15 protein-coding genes and 1 pseudogene are annotated in these 19,624 nt (G+C 73.7%); 7 read left to right on the forward strand and 9 right to left on the reverse strand.

The window, feature by feature from the left end; genetic code table 11:
* On the reverse strand, window positions 1–188 hold a 188-nt coding region (locus tag ACGFRB_RS30680; protein ID WP_393247713.1), incomplete at its 3' end, for a hypothetical protein.
* 335 nt (window positions 189–523) lie between these two features.
* Here ACGFRB_RS30680 and ACGFRB_RS30685 point away from each other — a divergent pair.
* Both ACGFRB_RS30685 and ptsP read left to right on the forward strand, forming a co-directional pair.
* On the forward strand, window positions 524–973 hold the full coding sequence (locus ACGFRB_RS30685) for a PTS glucose transporter subunit IIA (protein WP_393247715.1): 450 nt from the start codon (window positions 524–526) through the stop codon (window positions 971–973).
* 83 nt (window positions 974–1,056) lie between these two features.
* Window positions 1,057–2,727, forward strand: a complete 1,671-nt coding sequence (ptsP, locus tag ACGFRB_RS30690) for a phosphoenolpyruvate--protein phosphotransferase (RefSeq protein ID WP_363010089.1) — start codon at window positions 1,057–1,059, stop codon at window positions 2,725–2,727.
* A gap of 76 nt (window positions 2,728–2,803) precedes the next feature.
* Here ptsP and ACGFRB_RS30695 read toward each other — a convergent pair whose 3' ends face one another.
* Both ACGFRB_RS30695 and ACGFRB_RS30700 read right to left on the reverse strand, forming a co-directional pair.
* Complete coding sequence (locus ACGFRB_RS30695; RefSeq protein ID WP_393247717.1) at window positions 2,804–3,727, reverse strand: hypothetical protein; 924 nt, start codon at window positions 3,725–3,727, stop codon at window positions 2,804–2,806.
* Window positions 3,728–3,750: 23 nt separating this feature from the next.
* Window positions 3,751–5,097 (reverse strand): MFS transporter, encoded by a 1,347-nt coding sequence (locus ACGFRB_RS30700; RefSeq protein WP_393247719.1) that lies wholly within the window; start codon window positions 5,095–5,097, stop codon window positions 3,751–3,753.
* Between the two features lie 47 nt (window positions 5,098–5,144).
* Between ACGFRB_RS30700 and ACGFRB_RS30705 the strand changes: the two genes are divergently transcribed.
* On the forward strand, window positions 5,145–6,464 hold the full coding sequence (locus ACGFRB_RS30705; protein WP_393247720.1) for an aminotransferase class I/II-fold pyridoxal phosphate-dependent enzyme: 1,320 nt from the start codon (window positions 5,145–5,147) through the stop codon (window positions 6,462–6,464).
* Between the two features lie 79 nt (window positions 6,465–6,543).
* Here the strand turns inward: ACGFRB_RS30705 and ACGFRB_RS30710 are convergent, their stop codons facing one another.
* Window positions 6,544–8,517, reverse strand: a complete 1,974-nt coding sequence (locus ACGFRB_RS30710) for an acetoacetate--CoA ligase (protein WP_393247722.1) — start codon at window positions 8,515–8,517, stop codon at window positions 6,544–6,546.
* Window positions 8,518–8,733: 216 nt separating this feature from the next.
* Here ACGFRB_RS30710 and ACGFRB_RS30715 point away from each other — a divergent pair, with 216 nt between their 5' ends.
* Window positions 8,734–11,364, forward strand: a complete 2,631-nt coding sequence (locus ACGFRB_RS30715) for a TIM-barrel domain-containing protein (protein WP_393247724.1) — start codon at window positions 8,734–8,736, stop codon at window positions 11,362–11,364.
* Window positions 11,365–11,442: 78 nt separating this feature from the next.
* Here the strand turns inward: ACGFRB_RS30715 and ACGFRB_RS30720 are convergent, their stop codons facing one another.
* Window positions 11,443–12,027 (reverse strand): NUDIX domain-containing protein, encoded by a 585-nt coding sequence (locus tag ACGFRB_RS30720; protein WP_393247726.1) that lies wholly within the window; start codon window positions 12,025–12,027, stop codon window positions 11,443–11,445.
* Between ACGFRB_RS30720 and ACGFRB_RS30725 the strand changes: the two genes are divergently transcribed.
* From ACGFRB_RS30725 to ACGFRB_RS30735, 3 genes and pseudogenes are all read left to right on the forward strand, one after another.
* The gene (locus ACGFRB_RS30725; RefSeq protein ID WP_363010075.1) at window positions 12,026–12,871 is read left to right on the forward strand and encodes a M15 family metallopeptidase; all 846 of its coding nucleotides are present in this window, start codon (window positions 12,026–12,028) and stop codon (window positions 12,869–12,871) included. The two genes, ACGFRB_RS30720 and ACGFRB_RS30725, sit on opposite strands and share 2 nt — an antisense overlap.
* 115 nt (window positions 12,872–12,986) lie before the next feature.
* Window positions 12,987–13,439: pseudogene (locus ACGFRB_RS30730) on the forward strand (Zn-ribbon domain-containing OB-fold protein); the annotation flags it as partial.
* Between the two features lie 92 nt (window positions 13,440–13,531).
* Entirely contained in the window at window positions 13,532–14,794 is a 1,263-nt protein-coding gene (locus ACGFRB_RS30735; protein WP_393247728.1) for a lipid-transfer protein, read from the forward strand.
* A gap of 122 nt (window positions 14,795–14,916) precedes the next feature.
* Here ACGFRB_RS30735 and ACGFRB_RS30740 read toward each other — a convergent pair whose 3' ends face one another.
* Genes ACGFRB_RS30740 through ACGFRB_RS30755 form a run of 4 tightly spaced genes read right to left on the reverse strand, consistent with a single transcriptional unit; the run spans window position 14,917 to window position 19,316 of the window.
* Window positions 14,917–15,549: an ATP/GTP-binding protein gene (locus ACGFRB_RS30740; RefSeq protein WP_361232424.1), complete on the reverse strand. Its 633-nt coding sequence runs from the start codon at window positions 15,547–15,549 to the stop codon at window positions 14,917–14,919.
* Window positions 15,530–15,937: a DUF742 domain-containing protein gene (locus ACGFRB_RS30745; RefSeq protein ID WP_363010069.1), complete on the reverse strand. Its 408-nt coding sequence runs from the start codon at window positions 15,935–15,937 to the stop codon at window positions 15,530–15,532. Before ACGFRB_RS30745 ends, ACGFRB_RS30740 begins: the two co-directional genes overlap by 20 nt.
* 14 nt (window positions 15,938–15,951) lie before the next feature.
* Entirely contained in the window at window positions 15,952–16,392 is a 441-nt protein-coding gene (locus tag ACGFRB_RS30750) for a roadblock/LC7 domain-containing protein (RefSeq protein ID WP_361232429.1), read from the reverse strand.
* On the reverse strand, window positions 16,389–19,316 hold the full coding sequence (locus ACGFRB_RS30755) for a nitrate- and nitrite sensing domain-containing protein (RefSeq protein WP_393247730.1): 2,928 nt from the start codon (window positions 19,314–19,316) through the stop codon (window positions 16,389–16,391). Before ACGFRB_RS30755 ends, ACGFRB_RS30750 begins: the two co-directional genes overlap by 4 nt.
* Window positions 19,317–19,624: the final 308 nt, after the last annotated feature.

Consider the following 19,624-nt stretch of genomic DNA (forward strand, 5'->3'; position numbering starts at 1 on the left):
CTGACCCTCTCGGGCTTTCCTCCGGGCGCTTCCTTCGTTTCCGACTCTATCAGATCTTTCCGATCCGATTTCCTCGGTGCTTTCCGGTCCCGGTCACTTTCGCTTCCGTTCCCTTCCGGCGTTTCGAGCTTATCAGACCCTTTCGGCTCCGATTCACTCTCCGCTTTCCAGTCCTTTTCGGCTTTCACCGTCAAGGCCCTTCGGCGAGGTCAAACAGTATCAGGCTTTTCCGTTCCCTCCGACCGCTCCCCACGCGCAGCGCAGAGTGCGGTCCTCTGAGGTGAGGATCCGGCTTGATGAGTGCTGCCGACCCGCGGTGGAACCGCTCTGGGGTCAGGCAGGAATTCGACAGTACATCTCTGTGTCCCCGGACGCAAACCGTCGCCGGTGGTCCCTAGCCTGCGCCAAGCGGTACGTCTCGTGGAGAACCGGGACTTTCTATGACATAGGCTGCGGAAACACTATGCCGTCCAGGACAGGCAGTGACGGCGCAACACGCATCTCCGCCCCCGGGAGGCTCCCCATGACCACCGTGACGTCGCCGCTCGCCGGACGCGCCATCGGTCTCGCCCACGTGCCCGACCCCGTCTTCTCCGGCGCGATGGTCGGTCCCGGCACCGCCATCGACCCCGTGCGCGAGCCCTCCGAGGCCGTCTCGCCCATCGGCGGTGTCGTCGTCTCCCTTCACCCGCACGCGTACGTCGTGGTCGACCAGGGGGGTCACGGGGTCCTCGTCCACCTCGGTATCGACACCGTCCAGCTCAACGGGGAGGGCTTCGAGCTCCTCGTGAACAAGGGGGACACCGTGACGCGCGGCCAGGCCGTCGTGCGCTGGAACCCCGTCGCGGTCGAGGAGGCCGGCAAGTCCGCCATCTGTCCGGTCGTGGCTCTGGAGGCCACCGCCGACGCGCTCTCCGAGGTCGTCGAGACCGGCGAGGTGAAGTCCGGCGACCAGCTCTTCGCCTGGAGCTGATCGACCGCTCATCCTGAGGGGTGAGCGCACAGAGGACATTCGACGCGACGGCACGGCCGTCGCACGACTCGGAGACGGGTGAGATGGAGACAACGCTGCGAGGCGTCGGGGTCAGCCATGGTGTGGCGATCGGCCAGGTCCGGCACATGGGGACGGCCGTATTGGAGCCGCCGGCCAAGCAGATCCCGCCCGACGAGGCGGAGCGCGAGCAGGGACGCGCCCGTCAGGCCGTGGAAGCCGTGGCCGCCGACCTGAACGCGCGGGGCCATCTGGCCGGCGGTGAGGCGCAGGCCGTGCTGGAGGCCCAGGCGATGATCGCCCAGGACCCGGAGCTGATCGCCGACGTGGACCGGCGGATCGCGGTCGGCAGTACGGCCGAACGCGGGATCTACGACGCGTTCTCGCACTACCGGGAGCTGCTCGCGGGCGCCGGTGAGTACATGGCGGGCCGGGTCGCCGACCTGGACGACGTACGGAACCGGATCGTGGCGCGGCTGCTCGGGGTGCCGATGCCCGGGGTGCCGGACAGCGACGAGCCGTACGTCCTGATCGCCCGCGATCTGGCGCCGGCGGACACCGCGCTGCTCGACCCCTCGCTCGTGCTCGGGTTCGTGACCGAGGAGGGCGGGCCGACCAGCCACAGCGCGATCCTCGCGCGGGCGCTCGGGGTGCCGGCCGTGGTCGCGCTGCCGGGCGCGGTCGATCTGCCGGAGGGCACGGTCGTCGCGGTGGACGGTTCCACCGGCGAGATCTTCGTGCGTCCGAGCGACGAGAAGCGGGCGGCGATGACGCGGGCCGCCGAGCAGCGCAAGGCCGCGCTCGCCGCGTCGACGGGTCCCGGGGCGACCTCGGACGGGCACAAGGTGCCGCTGCTCGCGAACGTCGGCGGTCCGGCGGACGTTCCGGCCGCGGTCGAGGCGGGGGCCGAGGGCGTCGGTCTGTTCCGTACCGAGTTCCTGTTCCTGGACGACAGCGCGAAGGCGCCGTCCGAGGAGAAGCAGGTCGAGGCGTACCGCGAGGTGCTGGAGGCCTTCCCCGAGGGGCGGGTGGTCGTACGGGTGCTGGACGCGGGCGCGGACAAGCCGCTGGACTTCCTGACACCGGCCGACGAGCCGAACCCGGCGCTGGGTGTGCGGGGTCTGCGGACGCTGCTCGACCATCCCGAGGTGCTGCGGACCCAGCTGACGGCGCTGGCGAAGGCCGCCGCCGGGCTGCCGGTGTATCTGGAGGTCATGGCGCCGATGGTGGCCGACCGTACGGACGCGAGGGCGTTCGCCGACGCGTGCCGTGAGGCGGGGCTGCGGGCGAAGTTCGGCGCGATGGTGGAGATTCCGTCCGCCGCGCTACGGGCGCGGTCGATCCTTCAGGAGGTCGAGTTCCTGTCGCTGGGCACGAACGACCTGGCGCAGTACACCTTCGCCGCCGACCGTCAGGTGGGTGCGGTGTCGCGGCTGCAGGATCCGTGGCAGCCCGCGCTGCTCGACCTGGTGGCGCTGTCCGCGGAGGCCGCCAAGGCCGAGGGCAAGAGCTGTGGGGTGTGCGGTGAGGCGGCGTCGGATCCGCTGCTCGCCTGTGTGCTGACGGGTCTCGGGGTGACCTCCCTGTCGATGGGCGCCGCGTCGATCCCGTATGTGCGGGCGACGCTGGCGAAGCACACGCTGGCGCAGTGCGAGCGGGCCGCCGCCGCGGCGCGGGCCGCGGACACCGCGCACGACGCGCGGATGGCCGCGCAGGCGGTGCTGTCCGGGGAGTGATCCCGGCCGGAGGGCAGGACTGAACGACGAGGCTGAAGGGGCTTCCCGCCGTGGACGGCGGGGAGCCCCTTCGGTGTCAGTGGGGGTGCGAGTGGGGGTGGTCGTCCGGGTCGAGGGGGAAGCCCGCGCGGTAGTCGGCGTGGGACTCGGGGGCGATGGGTTCGCCGGTGAGGGCGTCCGTGCAGTAGGCGTCGAAGACCTCGGCCTCGGTGAGGGGGTCGAGCCGGCCGTCGCGCAGGCGCCAGCCGTGCAGCCGGTCGGGGGCGCCGGGCGTGGCGGTGCGCAGGACGAGACCGCCGGGGGTGCCGCGGGCGATGCCGGCGGCGAGGACCGAGGCGAATTCGGCGGCCTCGGTGCGGTCGAGGCGGGCGGGTCCGGTGTCGTCGCGGGTGGCGCGCAGGACGGCGACGAGCTGGTCGTCCTCGGCGGGGACGCTGCACACGAGGTGGTGGGTGCCGGGGCCGGCCGCGTCGAGGAGACGCAGGAGCAGCCGGCCGGCCCGGTCGTAGGAGGCGCGGCCGATGTCCTGGCCGCAGTCGGCGCAGGTGCCCGCCTCGTCGAGCAGCGTCGTGGCGTACTCCCAGGTGGCGTGGCGGACGGCGATGTCGATCAGGAGGGGGACGAGGGTGTCGAGGGGTTGTCCGGTGTAGGTGACGCCGGCTCCGGTGGCGGCGGTGTCGGCGGCGTAGCGGGCGCGGCTGGTGGGGTGGTCGGGGTCGAGGCCGGTCGCGGCGCAGTAGTCGGCGTACTCCTCGGGGTCGAAGAGGACGACGGTGGTGTGCCCGCCGGTGGTGGCGAGGGACTTCAGGAGTGCTTCGGCGTGGGCGAGGTACCGGGGGTGGTCGTCGAAGGGGAAGGTCGTGTACCGGCGCATGGCGGCGAAGTCCTCCCCGTCGGCGAGGAGGGCGAGGGTGCTCGTGGTGTCGCGGCGCAGGGCGCGCCGGAGTGTCGCGGTGGTGTGGGTGCCGGTGCCGGTGCCGGTGTGGTTCCGACGGGTCATGTCTCCCCCTGAGCGCTGTCGATTCAGTGCTCACTCACCGTAACCTTCGCCACTGACAGTGACGGTGTGGGCGGGTCGACGGCGTCGACGCGGTCGCGGATCAGCCGGTACTGGGCCGCTCCCGCCGCGATGAGGGCGAGGCCGAGGACCGGCCAGGCGAGGGCGCCGACGCTCATCACCCCGGTGACGACCAGCGGGCCCGCGAAGCGCTGGCCGGACTGGGCGAGGCCGTGGACGCCGACGTAGGCGCCCTGGGCCTCGGCGGGTGCGAGGGCGACGGAGAGTTCCCAGGAGGAGGTGGCGTGGATGATCTCGGCGAAGGTCAGGGCCGTGACCGCGACGCTGAGCGCCGTGATGGCGACGGCGGGTCCGCCGGTGGCGGAGGCGGCGAGCGCGAGGGTGCCGAGGAGGAAGAGGCCGGTCAGGGGGATGACGAGGCGGCGGGCGGCGCGGGTGGTGGCGCCGAATCGGGCGAGCGGGACCTGGAAGAGGACGACCAGGACGGTGTTGAGGACGAGGAGGAGCGGGGCGAGTCCGACGGGCGCGGTGGTGGCGTGGATGAGCCAGAGCGGGATGGCTACCTGGAGGATCGTGTCGTCGAGGTAGAGGGCGGCGTCGGTGGCGACGTAGCCGAGGAAGGTGCGGTCGCGCCAGGGGTTGGCGGGCTTCGTCAGAAGCGTGTCGCCGCCGGAGCCGGTGGGGCCGGCCGAGCTGTCGGGACTCTCGGAACCGGTCGAGCCGGTCGAGCCGGTGACGACGCGGGCCGGGGCGGGGGGTTCGGCGCAGCGCAGGGTGAGGGCGGCGATGACGGCGTAGCTGACGACGTTGCCGATGAGGAGGAGTCCGTAGACGCGGGTGCTTCCGGTGGCGAGCGCGGCGGCGGCGCCGAGGCCGCCGATGGACCAGCCGATGTTGACGGTGGTGCGCTGGATGGCCTGGTAGCGGACCCGCTCGGAGCCGGCGAGACGGGCGGCGAAGAGCTTGACGAGGACGCTGCCGGCGCGGTCCGGGAGGGCGCCGAGGGCGGAGAAGAGGGTGAGGAGGAGAAAGTCGTCGGTGGTGAGGAGGGCCAGCAGGGCGGCGGCGCGCAGGAGTTGCGCGGCGGCGATGAGGCGGACGAGGGGGAAGCGGTCGGCGAGGCGGCCGGCGAGCGGGGCACCGGCGACTCCGACGCCTCCGGAGATCGTCATGAGGAGGCCGACCTGGCCGAGCCCGAGGCCGGAGACGTAGGTGAAGTAGAGGGCGGTGCAGCCGGCCCAGAGGCCGGTGCCGGTCTTGTCGACGATGCTGACGACGAGCATGCGGCGGCCGTCGCGGCCGCCGGGTATGCGGTCGAGAGCGGTGCGGTGCCATGCGGTCGGGCGGCTCACTCGGTTCCCCCTTGACGCGAGTTATGTATTGATACATAGTTCAGTACGTGGCAACACAATATGCGATCACAGGGACGACGGCCAAGGGGATCGCCGCGTCCATCGAGCGCGGCGTGACCGAGGGCGCGCTCGCGCCGGGAGACGCGCTGCCTCCCGTACGGCGGCTCGCCGACGAACTCGGCGTCAGTCCGGGCACGGTGGCGACGGCGTACAAGGAACTGCGCGGGCGCGGACTGGTCGTCACCCGCGGGCGGGGCGGCACGGTGGTGGCGGAGGCGCCCTCGGTGGCGTCCCGGCGACCGCTGCGCGTGCCGCCCGGCCTGGTGGACCTGGCCAGCGGCCTGCCCGATCCGGCCTTCCTGCCGGTGCTGCGCCCGCCCGCCGAGTGGCGCCCGGTCTTCGGCTCGCACCGGGCCGAACCCCGGCTCACCCGGCTGGAGGAGCTGACCCGGGACTGGTTCGCGCGGGACGGCGTCCCGGCGGAGCGGGTCACCTTCGCGCACGGGGCGCTCGACTGCATCGCCCGGCTGCTCTCCGTCGAACTGCGCCCCGGGGACGCGGTAGCGGTGGAGGACCCCGGGTTCCACCATCTCCTGGACCTCGTACCGGCCTTGGGGCTGCGGACGGTCCCGGTCGCCGTGGACGGGGAGGGCATCACCCCCGACGCGCTGCGGACGGCGCTGCGGGCCGGGGTACGGGCACTGGTGTGCACCCCGCGCGCGCAGAATCCGACCGGGGCGGCCTTCTCCCCCGCGCGACGCGACGAACTGGTGGCGCTGCTGCGGGAGTTCCCCGAGGTCCTGGTCGTCGAGGACGACTACACCGTGGAGATCGAGGGGCCGGCGGCGGCCACCCTCTCCTCGGCCGGTCTGGAGCGCTGGGCGCAGGTGCGCACCGTCTCCAAGCGGCTGGGGGTCGACCTGCGGTGGGCGGGGGTGGCCGGTGATCCGGTGACCATCGCCCGGCACGACGGGCGGATGCTGATGACCTCCGGCTGGGTCAGCCACATCCTCCAGGAGACGGTGGCCGGGCTGCTGGCCGATCCGGACGTGGCGCGGCTGGTGGCGGCGGGCGAGGCCGCGTACGCGGAGCGGCGGGATGCCCTGACCGGCGCGCTGGACGCGTACGGCATCCGCTCGGCCGGCGGGAGCGGCGTCAATGTGTGGGTGCCCGTGCGCGACGAGTCGGCGGTGGTGAACGGGCTGCGGACGCACGGCTGGTGGGTGGCGGCCGGCGCGCGGTTCCGGATCGCCGCGCCCACCGGCGTACGGATCACGACGGCGACCCTGCCGCCGGACGACGCCCGGCGGCTGGCGGCGGACTTCGCGGAGGTGCTGGGGGACGCGCAGGCGACGTACGGGGGCTGACGCCCGGACGGCCTGGGCAGTCCGTTCGCACCGAGGGCCCGCGCGGATCGCGCGGGCCCTCGGTGCGTGCGGACGCCGGTCAGCCGGTCTTGCGGGTGCGGGCCAGCTCCTCGTAGAAGTCCAGCAGGGCAAGGTTGTCGACCGAGCCCGGGTTGACGGCCTTGGCCATCGGGGTGCCCTGGAGGAGGCGCTTGACCGGGACCTCGATGCGCTTGCCCGTGAGGGTGTGCGGGATACCGGGGACCTCGATGACGGTGTCGGGGACGTGGCGCGGGGAGAGCTCGGCGCGGATGGTGGTCTTGATCCGGCCGATCAGTTCCTCGTCGAGGGTGGCGCCTTCGGCGAGGTGGACGAAGAGCGGCATCCAGTAGCCGCCGTTCGGCTCCTCCAGGCCGATGACGAGGGATTCGCGGATCTCGGGAAGGCGCTCGACCGCCTCGTAGATATCGGCGCTTCCCATCCGGACGCCCTGGCGGTTCAGGGTGGAGTCGGAGCGGCCGTGGATGACGACCGAGCCGCGCTCGGTCAGGGTGATCCAGTCGCCGTGCCGCCACACGCCGGGGAACATCTCGAAGTAGCTGTCGTGGTAGCGGCTGCCGTCCGGGTCGTTCCAGAAGCGGATCGGCATGGAGGGCATCGGCCGGGTGACGACCAGTTCGCCGACCTCGCCGACGAGCGGCTTGCCCGACGGGTCCCAGGATTCCAGGGCCGTGCCGAGGCCGGCCGCCTGCAGTTCGCCGATGTGGACCGGGAGGGTGGGGACGGCTCCGGCGAAGCAGGAGCAGACGTCGGTGCCGCCGCTGACGGAGGCGATCCACAGATCGGCGCGGACCTCGTCGTGCAGCCAGCGGAAACCGTCGGGCGGCAGCGGGGAGCCGGTGGTGGCGACGCACTTGACGCGGGAGAGGTCGAAGTCGCGGCCCGGGTGCACACCGGCCTTGGCGCAGGCCATGACGTACGCGGCGGAGGTGCCGTACAGGGTCGCGCCGGTGCGCTCGGCGACGCGCCACTGGGCGCCGGTGTCGGGGTAGCCGGGGCTGCCGTCGTACACCACCACGGTGGTGCCGGTGAGCAGACCGGAGACGAGGAAGTTCCACATCATCCAGCCGGTGGAGGTGTACCAGAAGAACACGTCGTCCGGGCCGAGGTCGCAGTGCAGGCCGAGCTGCTTGAGGTGCTCGATCAGGATGCCGCCCTGGGACTGCACGATGGCCTTGGGCAGACCGGTGGTGCCGGAGGAGTACAGCACCCACAGCGGGTGGGAGAAGGGGACCCGCTCGTAGACCGGCTCGGTGTCCGCGGCGGTCAGCGCGGACCACTCCAGGGTGCCCTCCGGGGCCGGGGTGCCGAGCAGCGGGATGTGGACGACGGCGCGCAGCGTGGGCAGTTCGGCGCGCAGCTCGGCGACGGTGTCGCGGCGGTCGTGCACCTTGCCGCCGTAGCGGTAGCCGTCGACGGTGAACAGGACGACGGGCTCGACCTGCTGGAAGCGGTCGAGGACGCTGCGGGCGCCGAAGTCGGGGGCGCAGGAGGTCCAGACGGCGCCGACGGCGGCGGCGGCGAGGAAGGCGGTGATCGCCTCGGGGATGTTGGGCAGATAGCCGCTGACCCGGTCGCCGGGCCGGACGCCGAGACGGCGCAGTTCGGCGGCGAGGGAGCCGACCTGGCGGCGCAGTTCGACCCAGGTGATCGGGGTCGGCTCCTGTGTCTCGTCCACATGAAGCAGTGCGGTGTCGTGGGGGCGCTCGTCGGCGGCGCGCAGCGCGTGCTCGGCGTAGTTGAGGGTGGCGCCCGGGAACCAGTCGGCGCCCGGCATGGCGTCGTCGCCGAGGACCCGCTCGTACGGGGTGGCGAAGCGGATGTCGAACCACTCGGCGACGGCCGCCCAGAAGGCTTCGAGGTCGTCGACGGACCAGCGGTGCAGGGCCGCGTAGCCGCCGTCGGCCGGGGCTCCGTGGCGCTCGGCCGCCCAGGCCTGGAAGCGGGTGACGGCGGCCGCGGCGACGCGGTCCTCGTCCGGCTGCCAAAGCGGCTCGGTCTGCGCTGATGTCATCGGTCGACTCCCTGGAGCTGTACACGGGCTAGGCGTGTGCCCCGCGCACATGCTGCGGTGTGCGCGCGACGCGGCTGACAGGACGATGCCATGGGATGCCCGTTCGCACCAGGGTTCGCCGCCCATGGTCCGGTAGGTGAATATGTGCTCTGACCATGGGTGAACGGCAGTTGAACGGTGCTCACCTGCCGCATCGGGGATGGCAGGGTGAGCCGCATGAACGGTCGTGAGCTGGTGCGCTCGGTGAAGGTGCTGGGGTCGGCGCAGGCGCTGCGCGCGGTGGGGGCGGCGTGGCGACGGCGCCGTACCGACGCGCGGGCGCTGCCGCCGCGGGGGCCGGAGCGGGCCCGGACCCCGGGACCGGTGTGGGCGGCGATCCCCCGGCCCGGCGGCGGGATCGTCCGTTTCGACCGGGCCGAGCTGCGGCTGTCGGTGGCGGCGGCCGGCATCGTCTTCTGGTCCTGGGACGGGGCGGCGGAGCTGCCGTCGTACGCGCTGGCGGGCGAGGCGCCCGCACCGGATCCGCGGGCCGTCCTGGAGCCGGACACCGACGGCGGCTGGCGGGTGGTGTCCAAGCGGGTGACGGTCGCGGTGTCCCGGCACGGGGCGGTGGAGGTGCGCACGCCGGGTGGCGTGGTGCTGCGCCGGGATCTGCCGCCGCGCTGGTGGGAGCCGGTGTCGGGAGAGGCAGGGAAGGCCGGGAGGTATGGGAGATACGGGAGGTACGGGGAGACCAGGCCGGAAGAGGCCGGGAGGTCCGAGGAGGACGGGGGTGTCTCGCCGGGCGGGGTGTCTGCGAGGGGAACGGCTTCGGACGGGACCGTCTTGGACAGGGTCACTCCGGACAGGGCCGCTTCCGGGGGCTCGGCGCGCTGGGTGCAGCGCAGCGAGGTGCCGGCGGACGCGCGGTTCTTCGGGCTCGGCGGCCGGGCCTCGGGGCCGCGGCTGCGGGACGGGACGTACCGGCTGTGGAACACCGACCCCGGCCCCTTCTCCCCCGGTGACGACCCGCTGTACATCACCATGCCGGTCCAGCTGGTGGTCGCGGACGCGGGGACGCATCTGGCCTTCTACGACAACTCCTGGGACGGCCGGGTGGTCCTCGCCGAGGGCGCGGAGGGCGCCGGGTCCGGGCACGATCGGCCCGGCACCAGCGAACTGCGCATGGACGGCGGCCCGTTGCGCTGCTGGGTCCTGGTCGGCACCCCCGCGCGGGTCCTGCACGGCTGGTCCGCGCTGACCGGCGCGCCCGCGCTGCCGCCGTCCTGGGCGCTGGGTCCGCAGCACGCGCGCTGGGGCTTCGGCAGCGAGCGGGAGGTCCGGCGGGTGGTGGACGGCTACCGGGACCGGGGGCTCGCGCTGTCCGCGCTGCACCTGGACATCGACCACTACGACGGCCACCGGGTCTTCACGGTGGACCGGGAGCGGTTCCCGGATCTGCCGGGGCTCGCGGCCGAGCTGCGCGAGCGCGGGGTGCGTCTGGTGTCGATCGTCGACCCGGCGGTGAAGGCGGAGCCGGGCAATCCGGTGTACGAGAGCGGGCGGGCGGCCGGGGCGTTCGTACGGGACGGCCGGGGCAGGGAGGTCCGCGGGGTGGTGTGGCCGGGGGCGTGCGTCTATCCGGACTTCACCGATCCCAAGGCCCGGACGTGGTGGGGCGCGCTGTACGAGGAGCGGCTGGCACAGGGCTTCTCCGGCATATGGCACGACATGAACGAGCCGGTGTCGTTCACCGCGTTCGGCGACCGGACGCTGCCGCGCTCGGCCCGGCACCGTCTGGAGGGGCGGGGCGGGGACCACCGCGAGGCGCACAACGTGTACGGGCTTGCCATGGCCCGGGCCGGGTACGAGGGGCTGTGCCGGCTGCGGCCGAAGGAGCGGCCGTTCCTCTTCTCGCGCTCCGGGTGGGCGGGGATGCAGCGGTATGGGGGGACCTGGTCGGGCGATGTGGCGACCGGCTGGCCGGGGCTGCGGGCCTCGCTGGCGCTGGCCCTGGGCCTCGGGCTGTGCGGGGTGCCGTACTCGGGGCCGGACATCGGCGGCTTCGACGGCAGTCCGTCGCCGGAGCTGTTCCTGCGCTGGTATCAGCTGGGGGCGTGGCTGCCGCTGTTCCGGACGCACGCGGCGATCGACGCGGGGCGGCGCGAGCCGTGGGAGTTCGGTCCCGAGGTCCTGGAGCACGCGCGCGTGGCGCTGGCGGAGCGGGAGCGGCTGCTGCCCTACTTCGTCACCCTCTCGCGGCTCGCCCGGACGACCGGCGCCCCCTATGCGCGGCCGGTGTGGTGGGGGACGCCCCAGGACCGGGCGCTGCGGGACTGCGAGGACGCCTTTCTGCTCGGGGACTCGCTGCTGGTCGCGCCGGTGCTGACGGCGGGCACGGACCGGCGGACGGTACGGCTGCCGCGCGGGCGCTGGTACGACACGGCGACCGGGCGGGCGTACGAGGGCCCGGGGCGGGTGCTGCTCGACGCGCCGCTGTCACGGGTGCCGGTGCTGGCCCGGGCGGGCGCGGTGATCCCGGTCCGGGGCGAGAACGGGGAATCCGAGGACGGTAAGGGCGGGGAGGGCGGTGCCGGGCCTGTCCTGGAGGTGTGGGCACCCGCGGCGGGGCGGACGGGCGGCGGCCTGGTGGTGCGGGACGCCGGGGACGGCTGGGCGCCGGAGCGGATCGAGCGGTACCGGTCGCGGCTGGTGGACGGGCGGGTCGTGGTGGAGCGGATGACGGAGGACGGGGCGGTGGAGCCGGACCTGCGGGTGCGGGTACGCGGACTCGAAGCCGACGGAAACGACGGAAACGACGGGGCGGCGGAGGCGACTGAGGGACGGGGTACGGCCGGGGAAGGGTGACGGCCGGGGGGTCACGGCCAGGGGGACGCGGTGGGGCCGGGGCAGCGCGCCCCGGCCGTACGTCCTCCCGCCGGCGCGTCAGCCGTACGTCCCCGCGAAGAAACGCCGTACCGCCTCCGTGTGCAGCGGGAACGCCAGTTCCTCCGGCCCGTACAGCAGATGGTGCCCGCTGGTCTCGTCGGTCGGGGCCGACGGCGGGAGCGCGGCGGCCGGGCGGGGCGGCAGCAGGCCGAAGAGGAGCAGATGGCCGCCCGGGGAGCTGAGCGCGTCGGCGAGCCGTACGTCTTCGGCGGCGGCCTCGATGCCGGTCTCCTCGCGCAGTTCGCGCACGACGGCCTCGTGCCAGTCCTCGCCGAAGTCGATGAAGCCGCCGGGCAGGGCGACGCGGCCGGTCTGGGGCGCGATGGCGCGGGTGATGACGACGAGAGCGGTGCGCCGGCGTTCGTCGGTCACCGGCAGCAGGGCGACGGCGACCGGAGTCGGGTTGCGGTAGGCGGTCGTGCCGCAGGCGGCACAGGGGCGGGGCCAGCCGGAGGCCTCCGGGTAACGGGTGCCGCAGGCGGAGCAGTGGCTGTGCGGCGCGGGATGCGGGATGTCGGTCACGCGTCGACCGTAGGGGATCGCCCTTCCCCGCCGCCGGCGGAACTGATAGATGGTGCACATGACAGGACTGACAAGGCCGATCGGGCCCGCGACCCCTTCCCCGCTCGTCTCCGCCGTCCGCTCCCTCGGTGCGCTGGCCGCCGCCGCGCTGCTCGCGGTGACCGCCGCCGCCCCGTCGGCGAGCGCCGCCCCGGAGCCCAAGGCTCCGGCGGAGTTCGTGGCCCTGGACCGGGTGGACCGGACGATCCTTCAGGAGATCCGTTACGCCACGCCGCACAACTTCGTGGGCGAGCCGGTGGACGGCTACCACCAGCCGATGTGTCTGCTGACCCGGCCGGCCGCCGAGGCTCTGCACCGGGCGCAGTCGAAGCTGGTGGCGCGCGGATACACGCTGAAGGTGTACGACTGCTACCGGCCACAGCGGGCCGTGGACCACTTCGTGCGCTGGGCCGAAGACCTGGGCGACGAGCGGATGAAGCGGGAGTTCTATCCGCTGGTCGACAAGACGCGGCTGTTCGAGGACGGGTACATCGCGGAGAAGTCGGGGCACAGCCGGGGTTCGACGGTGGATGTGACGGTCGTACGGCTGCCCGCCGCGCCCACGCGCGCGTACGAGCCGGGCGAACCGCAGGTGGAGTGCTTCCGGCCGCAGGCTGAGCGCTTCCCCGACAACTCGCTCGACATGGGGACGGCCTTCGACTGCTTCGACACGCTCTCGCACACCGACGATCCCCGGATCACGGGCGCGCAGCGGGCCAACCGGGATCTGCTGCGCGACGCGCTCGCTCCCGAGGGCTTCGTCAATCTGCCCGAGGAGTGGTGGCACTTCACGTTCAAGCCGGAGCCGTTCCCGGCCACCTTCTTCGACTTCCCGGTGGCGCGCCGGTCGGTGGGCGGGCACTGACGCCTCCCCCGGGGCCCCGCTGAGGGCCGCCCCCCTTCCCCGGCCGGGACGGTCGTGCCATCCTCGGGTCATCTGACGCTTCGTCAGGTGACCCGGGGTGTGGAGGGGGTCGCGGATGGCACGCACACGCAGGCCGGTGGTGCCCGGCTGGTTCACGGACGACACCGCTCCCGACGGGGAGTTCCGGCTGCTGGGGACCCGCTGCACGGTGTGCGCGGCGGTCTTCTTCCCCCGCGAGGACGACAGCTGCCGCAATCCTGACTGCCCGGGCGGGGGCGAGCTCGCCGAGACGCCGCTGTCCCGGCGCGGCCGTGTCTGGTCGTACACCGACGGCCGCTACCGGCCGCCCGCGCCGTATGTCTCGGACCCCGGCCGGGCCTGGGAGCCGTACACCCTGATCGCGGTGGAGCTGGCCGTCGAGGGCATCGTGGTGCTCGGGCAGGCGGCGCCCGGCATACGGCCGGCCGATCTGGCGGTCGGGGCCGAGGCCGAGCTGGTGCCGGGCGTCCTCCACGAGGACGACGAGCACATCTGGACCACCTGGCACTGGCGGCCGGTCGCGGCGGCGACGGACGCCGAGGGGGCGCCGGATACCGAAAGGCCGCGGGATACCTGGCCGCCCGGGGACTCCCAGGGGCCGGTGGACGTACGGGGGCCGGCATGACGGCCGACATCGCCGTCCTCGGCGCCGGGATGCATCCGTGGGGCAAGTGGGGCCGGAGTTTCACCGCGTACGGGGTGGCCGCCGCGCGGGCCGCGCTCGCCGACGCCGGTCTCGGCTGGCGGGACGTCCCCTCGATCGTCGGCGCCGCCACCGTACGGGGCGGCTACCCGGGCTACGTGGCCGGGGCCTCCTTCGCCCGGGCGCTCGGCTGGCAGGGCGCGCGGGTGACCAGCGTCTACGCGGCCTGCGCCTCGGGGGCGCAGGCGATCGCCGCCGCCCGCGCGCAGATCCTCGCGGGGCTCGCCGACGTGGTCCTCGTGGTGGGCGCGGACGCGGCGCCGAAGGGGTTCTTCGCCCCGGCGGGCGGCGAGCGCCCGGACGACCCCGACTGGCTGCGCTTCCGGGTGCTGGGGGCGACGAACCCGGCGTACTTCGGGCTGTACGCGCGCCGCCGGATGGCGCTGTACGGGGACACGCCCGAGGACTTCGCCCTGGTGAAGGTGAAGAACGCGGCGGCGGGCGCGCTCAATCCGCTGGCCCGCTACCGCGAGCCGGTGAGCGCGCGGGAGGTGGCCGCATCGCCCGTGGTCGCCGATCCGCTGCGGCTGCTCGACATCTGCGCGACCTCCGACGGGGGCGCGGCGCTCGTGCTGTCGGGCCTGGACTTCGCCCGGTGTCACGGGCATCCGGACCCGGTGCGGATCCGGGCGGTGTCGACCATCACCCCGGAGTATCCGCGCACGGTCCTGGATCTGCCGGACATCGCCACCGACCCGGCCCCCTTGGCGAGTCCGGCCGCAGCGGGTCCGGTCGCGGTGGGACCGGCCGCGGTGGGACCGGCCGCGACCGGCTCCCTCGCCGGGCGGCCCTCCCCTCCGTTCCGGGCGACGATCGCGCGGGCCGCGTACGAGGAGGCGGGGCTCGGCCCGGAGGATCTGTCCCTGGCCGAGGTGTACGACCTGTCCACGGCGCTGGAGCTGGAGTGGTACGAGGATCTCGGGCTGTGCGCGGCGGGCGGCGGCGCGGCGCTGGTACGGGACGGGGTGACCGCGCTGGGCGGACGCCTCCCGGTCAATCCGAGCGGCGGCCTCGCGTCGTTCGGCGAGGCCGTGCCGGCCCAGGCCCTCGCGCAGGTCTGCGAGCTGACCTGGCAGCTGCGAGGCGTGGCCGGGGACCGGCAGGTGCCGGGGGCGCGGGCCGGGATCACCGCCAACCAGGGCCTGTTCGGACACGGTTCGGCGGTGGTGGCGGTCCGCTGAGGACCAAAAACCGGGCCGGGGTCCTGGCTGGGGTCCCGGCCGGGCGCCGGGCCGCGAGCGCCCTTACGCCCCCGTGCGGGTGCGCACGGGGGCGTAAGGACTGGCGGAACCGGCGGGGCCGGTCAGCGGCCTGCCGGGGTGCCCGCCGTGGCGGGCGGCGGGTGCTCGGCCAGGACCAGAGCGTGCTGGACGACGGCCACCAGGACGTTCTTGACCGACTCCCGGTCGCGCGCGTCGCACATCACCAGCTCGACCTCGGGGTCGAGGTCGAGCGCGCCGCGCACCGTCTCCGCCGGGAAACGGCGCGCGCCCTCGAAGCAGTTGACGGCCACTGTGAAGGGGATGCCGCGCCGCTCGAAGTAGTCGATGGCGGCGAAGCTGTCCTCCAGACGCCGGGTGTCGGCGAGCACGACCGCGCCGAGCGCGCCCTGGGCCAGCTCGTCCCACAGGAACCAGAAACGGTCCTGCCCCGGCGTACCGAACAGATAGAGGACCAGGTCGTCGCGCAGCGTGATCCGGCCGAAGTCCATGGCGACCGTGGTGGTCGTCTTGGTCTCGACGCCGTGCAGATCGTCGACGGGCCGGCCCGCCTCGCTGAGCATCTCCTCGGTCCGCAGCGGCCGGATCTCGCTGACCGACCCGACCATGGTGGTCTTGCCGACGCCGAAACCCCCCGCCACCAGGATTTTCAGCGTCACCGGCTCGACCGGCGGCTGCCTGTGGCCGGCTCCGGTTCTAGAGCGCCCGAAGGCCATTGATCACCTCACGAAGGATGCTCACATCCGGCAGCTCGGCCGGCGGAACGGGGCGGGTCACGTGCACGAGCTCGTCGTCCACGAGGTCGCCGATCAGGACCCGTACCACCCCGAGGGGGAGGTCGAGCCCTGCGGCGAGTTCGGCGATCGACTGCGGCTGCTCGGAGCAGCGTTCGACGATCTCGACATGCTCGGGGGACAGCGTCTGATCACGGCCGGGGTCCTCGGCGGCCGGTTCCGGGACCACGATCGCGATCAGGTCGAGCCGGTGCCGGCTCGCGGCGCTGGTGCGGCCTCGGGTCATGGCGTACGGGCGGACCACCGGCCCCGCGTCGTCGTCGTACCAGTGACCGGCCGCGTCCGGCTCGGACTGGGCTGCGTCGCTCATGCCGTCCCCCTTACTCATCCTCCGGTGGGCAGCCCGGACCGGGGCGCCGTGGCGAGGTGCGCGCCGACCCGCTTGACCATGAGGGTCATCTCGTAGGCGACCTGGCCGACGTCCGAATCGGCGTCGGCAAGCACGGCCAGGCAGCTGCCGTCGCCGGCGGCGGTGACGAACAGGAAGGCGTCCTCCAGTTCGACGACCGTCTGGCGGACCTTGCCGGCCTCGAAGTGCCGGCCCACGCCCTTGGCCAGGCTGTGGAAGCCCGAGGCCACGGCGGCCAGGTGCTCGCCGTCCTCGCGGGTGAGGTCCTGCGAGGCTCCGGTGGCCAGGCCGTCGCTGGAGAGCACCAGGGCCTTGCGTATGGAGGCGACGCGCTGGACCAGTTCGTCGAGGAGCCAGTTCAGCTCTCCGTTGCCCTGGGCGGCGCTGTGGGTTGCTGCGGCGTTCGGTGCGGTCATCGACCGTCCCCCTCGGGTGTCGTTCCTGGTGCTGTCGTTCCGGGTCCTGCTGTTCCGGGTTCTGCGGCTCCGCGGCCTGCGGTTCCGGGGCGTACCGCCCGGATGTCCGTCGTACCGGAGTCTGTCGACGGACTTCCGGGGCCCGCCGTACCGGAGTCCGCCGCCTCGGCGTTCTGCCGGCGGCCGCGCTGCCAGCCGCGCTGCATCGAGGCCATACGGCTGCGCACCTCCTCGGCGTCCCGCTCGAAGGAGTCGGCCTCGGCGGCGGCGCCGACGGCCGTACGGTCCTCGTCGCGGGTGCCGTGCGCCCGCAGCTGCGGGGCGAGGCTGGCCTGGCGCACCCGGCGGGGCAGCCCGTCGAACGGTGACGGCTCCTCCTCCTGGCGCGGTACGGGGACGAGCGTGGGCGCGGGCCGGACACGAGCCAGTTCCATGGTGTCCCCGTCTCCCGGTCCGTGTCCGTGCCCCTGGTCCCGGCCCTGGCCTCGGCCCCGGCCGTGACCGTCCGCGCCCGTGTGCTCGGAGTCGTCGCCCGCGGTGCCGGGGCCGGCCGGACCCGGATGGGCGCGGCCCGGCTCGTCGAGGCGCCGGCCGTGGTCGACGACGAGCGTCGGCGTACGGCGGCGGGGCAGCCGGGTGACGCCGTCGGCGGAGTCCTGGCCCGCCCGACCGGCCCCTCCGGCCGGGTCGTCGGTGCCTCGGCGGCGGTGCTCCCGGGCCCGGAAGAGTCCGCCCCGCTCACTGTCGCTGTCGAGCAGGTCGGCCGCGCCGCCGAGCAGTTCGTCGAGGGAGTCGCCGTCCACCGGCGGTTCGAGTTCGACGGGGCCGTCCAGGACCGGGCTCGCGGCGGGCTCCGGGGCCGGGTCGGGGACCTTGGCGAGCGCGGGCCGGCGGCGGGGCAGTCCGGCCGGACCGGCGGTCCGCGCGTGGTCGCCGCCCTCGGCCGAGGCGCCGTCGCGGCCGTCGCGGCCATCCGTCCGGCGGGCCGCGCCGTCGCGGTCCAGCCGGAAGCCCGCGCCCTGCGTCTCGGGGGCCTCGGTGAGCAGGGTGGCCGGGATGAAGACGACCGCGGTGGTCCCGCCGTACGGCGAGGTCTGGAGCGAGACCCGCACGTTCTGGCGCTGGGCGAGGCGGCTGACCACGAACAGGCCGAGGCGGTCGGTGTCGGACAGCTCGAACTCGGGGGTCTCGGCGAGCCGGAGGTTGGCTTCGAGGAGCGCCTCGGGGTTCATGCCGAGGCCCCGGTCGTGGATCTCCAGGGTGAACCCGTTGGCGACCCGCTCGCCGAGCACCTGGACGGCGGTGTGCGGGGGCGAGAACACGGTGGCGTTCTCGAGGAGTTCGGCGACGAGGTGGGTGAGGTCGGCGACGGCGGGGCCGCCGACGCCGAGCCGGGGCAGCCGGCGGACCTCGATGCGCTCGTAGTCCTCGACCTCGGCGACGGCGGCGCGCACGACGTCCATCAGCTGGACGGGCTTGCGCCACTGCCGGGACGGGGCCGCGCCGGAGAGGATCACGAGGCCCTCGGCGTGCCGGCGCATACGGGTGGTCAGGTGGTCGAGCCGGAACAGGTCGGCGAGTTCGTCGGTGTCCTCGGTGCGCCGTTCCATGGTGTCGAGGAGGGTGAGCTGACGGTGCAGCAGCACCTGGTTGCGGCGGGCGAGGTTGACGAAGACCTCGGACACGCCGCGCCGCAGCTCCGCCTGCTTGACGGCGGCCTCGACGGCCGCGCGCTGGAGGGTGTTGAGGGCCTGGCCGACCTGGCCGACCTCGTCCTCGCCGTACGTCAGGCGGGGCACCTCGGTCAGGGTGTCGACGTCCTCGCCGGCGGCGAGGCGGCGCATCACGCTGGGCAGCCGCACGCCGGAGACCTCCTGGGCCTCCTTGCGCAGCCGCCGCAGGTCGCGGACGAGGCCCCGGCCGATGCGGACGGAGACGACGATGGAGACGAGGAGGGCGACGAAGCCGAGGACACCGGCGATGCCGGCCTTGAGCAGCACGCTGTACGCGGCGGGCTGGAGGCGTTCTTCGAGGCGCTCGCCGGCCGCGTAGTTCTCCTGGGCCAGGGCGTCGAGGACCGGGGCGGCCTGTTCCTGCCAGCGCTGGGCCGTGACGGCGGGGTGGCCGTCGGTGGCGCCCGCGGCGATCAGGGCCTCCTCCGACTTGCGCAGGGGCGCGGTCTCGGCGCCGGTCCAGTAGCGCTCGTAGCGGTCGCGTTCGGAGGAGGGCAGGACCTCCAGGTTGGCCTCGTAGTAGGCCTTGCGGGTGGCGACGACATCGGTGAGGGCGCGGATCTCCTCGGGGGTGATCCGTTCGGCGATGAGCATGGAGGCGACCAGCGCGTCCTCGCGGGCGACGATCTCGCGGGCGCGGGTGATGCCGACGAGGGCGCGGCCCTGCTTGTCCATCTCCACGTTCTCCAGGGCGTGGAGGGACATGAGGAAGCCGTAACAGGGGTCGACCAGGCGGTTGTAGAAGTCGAGCGCCTGCATCCTGCCGACGCTGCGCGTCTCCACCGAGCGGCGCAGCGAGTCGAGGCCGTCGAGCGCGTCGAGGAGCACGGTGAGCCGCTGGGCGGTGGCGGGCTGCATGTCGCCGCTCACGCCGGGATCGGCGGCGTTGCGCCGGATCAGGGCGATCTGCCGGTCGGTGGCCTCGCGTTCCGCGCGCAGCCGGGTCATGGCCTCGGCGGCGCGGGGGTCGGCCAGGTACACGAGGGATTCACGGCGTTCCTTCTGCAGGACGCGCGAGGTGTCCTCGATCGGGTAGCCGATCTTGTCCATGATGTAGCCGGTGTCGAGGAGGGTCCGGGCCTCACGGCCGGTCAGGACCGTGGCGAAACCCCACAGTCCGGTGAGGGAGACGAGCGGTACGAGGAGCAACGCCACGATCTTCCTGCGGATGGATTTCCCGCGAAAGCGCATGGCCTCCCCCAGCTCGGCCTCCGCGGCCGCGGGGGCTCCTCACGTCGTCCACGCCCCGGTGTCGTCAACACGCGGCGTCAACCTTCGGCTTCAACAGACGGCGGCGCGAGCCTACTACTGCATCACAGCCAACCCGAAGGCACGGCAGGTCTATTTTCAGCCGGTCGGAAGAGTGTTGATCATGAGTTGTCCCGGTATTCGGGGAGTTGAGTTGCGCCAATGTGGCACAGGACACCCGCTGGTCAGGGCTTTCCCGCCGCCGGGCGGATGGCTGGAACTACTTGTTCCGCTCGCGCTCGAACCACCCC

The organism is Streptomyces sp. NPDC048718 (genome assembly GCF_043198875.1).
Taxonomy (GTDB): Bacteria; Actinomycetota; Actinomycetes; order Streptomycetales; family Streptomycetaceae; genus Streptomyces.